Here is a 4734-nt window from a genome sequence, read left to right on the forward strand (position 1 = left end):
CTGGCGACGCTGTGGCTGGTCGTCGAGGTGCCGGAAGCGCTCGCTTTGAACGTGCAGCCGGGAATGTCGGTCGACGCGACGTTCGCGGGCGATCCGGCCCGGCATTTCAGCGGCCGCATCCGCGAAGTGCTGCCCGGCATCAGCACGGGCAGCCGCACGCTGCAGGCGCGTGTGGAGATCGACAACGCATCGCTGAAGCTCACGCCCGGCATGCTGATGCGCGTGCGGGTCGCCGCGAAGGAGACGGTGTCGCGCCTGCTCGTGCCGTCCGAGGCCGTGATCGCGACCGGCCAGCGCACGATCGTCATCGCGAAGCTCGGCGACGGCCGGCTCCAGCCGGTGTCGGTGACGGTCGGCAACGACGTCGGCGGCGACACGGAAGTGCTCGGCGGGCTGAACGAAGGCGATACGGTTGTCGCATCGGGGCAGTTCCTGATCGATTCGGAAGCCAGCCTGAAAAGCGTGCTGCCGCGGCTGGAGCGGGCGGCAGGCGCAAGCTCGGCCGCATCGTCCGCGACGGCAAGCGCGCCGGTCTACGAAACCACCGGCAAGGTGGAGAACGTCACGGCCGACGACATCACGTTCTCGCATCAGCCGGTGCCGGCGCTCGGCTGGGGCGCGATGACGATGGCGTTCGGCAAGCCGTCGGCGCACGCGTTTCCGGACGTGAAGCCGGGGCAGACCGTGCGTTTCGCGTTCACGCAGGCCGACGACGGCTACCGGCTGACGAAGGTCGAGCCGCAGGGAGGTGAGCGATGATCGCGCGCCTCATTCACTGGTCCGTCCATCATCGGTTTCTGGTGCTGCTGGCCACCGTGCTGCTCGCGGCATGGGGCGTGCATTCGCTGCGGCAGACACCGCTCGACGCATTGCCCGACCTGTCGGACACGCAGGTGATCGTGAAGGCGTCGTATCCGGGCAAGGCGCCGCAGGTCGTCGAGGATCAGGTGACCTATCCGCTGACGACGACGCTGCTCGGCGTGCCCGGCGCGAAAACCGTGCGCGCTTACTCGTCGTTCGGCGACGCGTTCGTCTACGTGCTGTTCGACGACCGCACCGATCAGTACTGGGCGCGCTCGCGCGTGCTCGAATACCTGAGCCAGGTGCAGAGCCGCCTGCCGGCGGGCGCGACCGTGTCGCTTGGGCCCGATGCGACCGGCGTCGGCTGGGTATACGAGTACGCGCTCGTCGATCGCACCGGCCGTCACGATCTCGGCCAGTTGCGCGCGCTCAACGACTGGTTCCTGAAGTTCGAACTGAAGGCCGTGCCGGACGTCTCCGAAGTCGCGAGCATCGGCGGCATGGTGCGCCAGTACCAGGTCGTGCTGGACCCGGACAAGCTGCGCGCATACGGCATCACGCAGGCGGCGGTCGCGGAGGCGCTCGGCAAGGCCAACCAGGCATCCGGCGGCTCGGTCGTCGAGCTGGCCGAGTCGGAGTACATGGTGCGGTCGTCCGGCTACCTGCGCACGCTCGACGATTTCCGTCACGTCGTGCTGCGCACCGACGACACCGGCACGCCGGTCCTGCTCGGCGACGTCGCACGCATCCAGGTCGGCCCGGCGATGCGGCGCGGTATCGCGGAACTGAACGGGCAGGGCGAAGTGACGGGCGGTGTCGTCGTGATGCGCTCGGGCAAGAACGCGCTGACGACGATCGACGCGGTGAAGGCGAAGCTCGCCGACCTCAAGCGTTCGCTGCCTGCCGGCGTCGAGATCGTCACGACCTACGACCGATCGCAACTGATCGCGCGCGCGGTCGACAACCTGACGGACAAGCTGATCGAGGAATTCGTCATCGTCGGTGTCGTCTGCGCGGTGTTCCTGTTCCATCTGCGCAGCGCGCTGGTCGCGATCCTGTCGCTGCCGCTCGGCGTATTGGCCGCGTTCATCGTGATGCGCTACCAGGGCGTGAATGCCAACCTGATGTCGCTCGGGGGGATCGCGATCGCGATCGGCGCGATGATCGACGCGGCGATCGTGATGATCGAGAACGCGCACAAGCATCTGGAAGCGTACGACCACGCGCATCCGGGCGAGCCGCTCACGGCCGCGCGTCGCTGGGAGCTCGTCGCGGCATCGGCCGCGGAAGTCGGGCCCGCGCTGTTCTTCTCGCTGCTGATCATCACGCTGTCGTTCGTTCCGGTGTTTTCGCTGGAAGGGCAGGAGGGCAAGCTGTTCGCGCCGCTGGCGTTCACGAAGACCTATACGATCGCGGCGGCCGCCGGGTTGTCGGTGACGCTGGTGCCGGTGCTGATGGGCTATCTGGTGCGCGGCCGCATTCCGCACGAGCACGCGAACCCGATCAATCGCGTGCTGATCCGCCTGTACCGGCCGCTGCTCGAAGCGACGTTGCGGCGCCCGTGGGCCGCGATCGGCGTGGCGGTCGTCGCGCTCGTGCTGACGGCCGTGCCGTTGTCGCGGCTCGGTGGCGAATTCATGCCGCCGCTCGACGAAGGCGACTTGCTGTACATGCCGACCGCGCTGCCGGGCATCTCGGCGGACAAGGCGAGCGAGCTGCTGCAGCAGACCGACCGGCTGATCAAGACCGTGCCCGAGGTCGACACTGTGTTCGGCAAGTCGGGCCGAGCCGATACCGCGACCGACCCCGCGCCGCTCGAGATGTTCGAGACGACGATCCGCTTCAAGCCGCGCAGCACATGGCGGCCGGGCATGACGCCGGAGAAGCTCGTCGACGAACTCGACCGGACGGTGAGGGTGCCGGGCCTGTCGAACGTATGGGTGCCGCCGATCCGCAACCGGCTCGACATGCTGTCCACCGGGATCAAGACGCCGGTCGGCGTGAAGATTTCCGGGCCGGACCTGACGGGAATCGACGCGATCGCGACGCAGGTCGAGGCCGCCGTGAAGCGCGTGCCGGGCGTGACGTCCGCGCTCGCGGAACGGCTGAACGGCGGCCGCTACGTCGACGTCGACATCGATCGGCTCGCCGCCGCGCGTTACGGGCTGTCGGTGGCGGATATCCAGTCGGTCGTGTCGTCGGCGATCGGCGGCGAGGACATCGGCGAAGTGATCGCCGGGCGCGAGCGTTTCCCGATCAACATCCGCTATCCACGCGAGATCCGCGATTCGCTCGAGAACTTGCGGCAACTGCCGGTCGTCACCGCGCGCGGCGCGCAGATTCGCCTCGGCGACGTCGCGCGTGTCGCGATCGCCGACGGGCCGCCGATGATCCGCAGCGAGAACGCACGGCTGTCCGGCTACGTGTACGTCGATCTCCGCGGGGTCGACCTGAGCACGGCGGTTCGTGCGATGCAGCAGGCCGTCGCGCGGCAGGTCGCGTTGCCGCCCGGCTATTCGATCGCGTGGTCGGGACAGTTCGAGTATCTCGAACGCGCGGCGGCGACGCTGCGCACCGTCGTGCCCGTCACGCTCGTCGTGATCTTCGTGCTGCTGTTCGTCACGTTCGATTCGGCGGCCGACGCGTTGCTGCTGATGTCGACGGTGCCGTTCGCGCTGGTCGGCGGATTCTGGCTCGTATGGGCGCTCGGCCATGCGGTGTCCGTCGCGACGTCGGTCGGGTTCATCGCGCTGGCGGGCGTGGCGGCCGAATTCGGCGTGGTGATGCTGCTGTACCTGAAGGGCGCGCTGCAGCGCCGGCTCGATGCCGGCGAACCGCTGACCGATGCGTTGCTGCTCGACACGATTCGCGAAGGCGCGGTGCTGCGCGTGCGGCCGAAGGCGATGACGGTCGCCGTCGTGCTCGCCGGCCTCGTGCCGATCATGATCGGCCACGGCGCCGGTTCCGAAGTCATGCAGCGCATCGCCGCGCCGATGGTCGGCGGCATGGTCACGGCGCCGCTGCTGTCGATGTTCGTCATTCCCGCCGCGTGGCTTCTGCTGCAGCGCCGTCGTGCGCGAAGCGCGAGCCGAGCGCGGCATTCCGATGCAGTTCCTTCCGGCACGAACGTGCCATCCCTTCCCACCGGAGAATCACGATGAAGATGAATCAATTGATCGCTGCTGTAACCGCTGTCGTCGCGCTGAGTGCTTTCGCGGTACCGGCGCTTGCCGCCGGCGAGATGTCGAACATGGACATGTCCGGCATGAAGATGTCGTCGGACGGCGCGACGGAATCGAACGCCGCGCTGACCGACGCCGAAGTGAAGAAGGTCGATGCCGCGAGCGGCAAGATCACGTTGAAGCACGGCGCGCTGCAGAACGTCGGGATGCCGCCGATGACGATGGCGTTCAAGGCGAAGGATGCGGCGATGCTCGCGCAAGCGCATGCGGGCGACAAGGTCAAGGTGCGGATCGAGAAAGTCGACGGCACGTTGACGATCGTCAAACTCGTCAAGGGTTCCTGATCGGCGGGATGCGGGCGTCGCAGCTGCCGCCCGCATCCGGCGCCGTGAAGCGCGCGCGCCGACGTGTTGGTCGGCCGGCGCGCCCGACCGGCGTTCAACGCGCCAGCGTCACCGCCAGATATCCCGCATAACCCGCGCCATTCGCAAGCAACGCCCAGATCGCGAGCCCGCGCGTACGTGCATTGACGCGCAGCCAGGCCGCCGCCGCGAGCGTGATGATCACGCCGGTCAGCACTTCGGGGCGCGGCTCCCACGGCGTCAGCATAATGCCGATGGCCGGCAGCAGCGTGCCCTGGAACACCATCGCACCGGTGATGTTGCCGAACGCCAGCGTGTCTTTCCCGCGGCGAATCCACAGCACGCTGTTGACCTTCTCCGGCAGCTCCGTCGCGATCGGCACGATGATC

The 4734-nt window shown here is 68.0% G+C and carries 4 protein-coding genes; 3 read left to right on the forward strand and 1 reads right to left on the reverse strand.

Features of this window, described 5'->3' with window-relative positions:
• The 3 genes from JMF90_RS24665 to JMF90_RS24675 form a co-directional block, all read left to right on the forward strand.
• Positions 1-759 (forward strand): efflux RND transporter periplasmic adaptor subunit (locus JMF90_RS24665; RefSeq protein ID WP_201325538.1); only part of this gene is annotated, 759 nt, incomplete at its 5' end.
• Positions 756-3962 carry an efflux RND transporter permease subunit gene (locus JMF90_RS24670; protein WP_011548397.1) on the forward strand — a complete coding sequence of 1069 codons (3207 nt, stop codon included), beginning with the start codon at positions 756-758 and terminating at the stop codon, positions 3960-3962. The genes JMF90_RS24665 and JMF90_RS24670, both read left to right, overlap by 4 nt.
• Positions 3959-4327: a copper-binding protein gene (locus JMF90_RS24675; RefSeq protein WP_011548396.1), complete on the forward strand. Its 369-nt coding sequence runs from the start codon at positions 3959-3961 to the stop codon at positions 4325-4327. Before JMF90_RS24670 ends, JMF90_RS24675 begins: the two co-directional genes overlap by 4 nt.
• 94 nt (positions 4328-4421) lie before the next feature.
• On the opposite strand, the gene JMF90_RS24680 is transcribed toward JMF90_RS24675, so the two are convergent.
• A partial coding sequence (locus JMF90_RS24680) for a sodium:calcium antiporter (protein ID WP_374104259.1) occupies positions 4422-4734 on the reverse strand: 313 nt, incomplete at its 5' end.

This window comes from Burkholderia sp. E168m23, assembly GCF_016586125.1.
Classification (GTDB): Bacteria; Pseudomonadota; Gammaproteobacteria; order Burkholderiales; family Burkholderiaceae; genus Burkholderia; species Burkholderia orbicola.

Coding starts and splice junctions, on each gene's coding strand:
- JMF90_RS24670 (WP_011548397.1), top strand. CDS start 756: ATGATCGCGCGCCTCATTCACTGGTCCGTCCATCATCGGTTTCTGGTG.
- JMF90_RS24675 (WP_011548396.1), top strand. CDS start 3,959: ATGAAGATGAATCAATTGATCGCTGCTGTAACCGCTGTCGTCGCGCTG.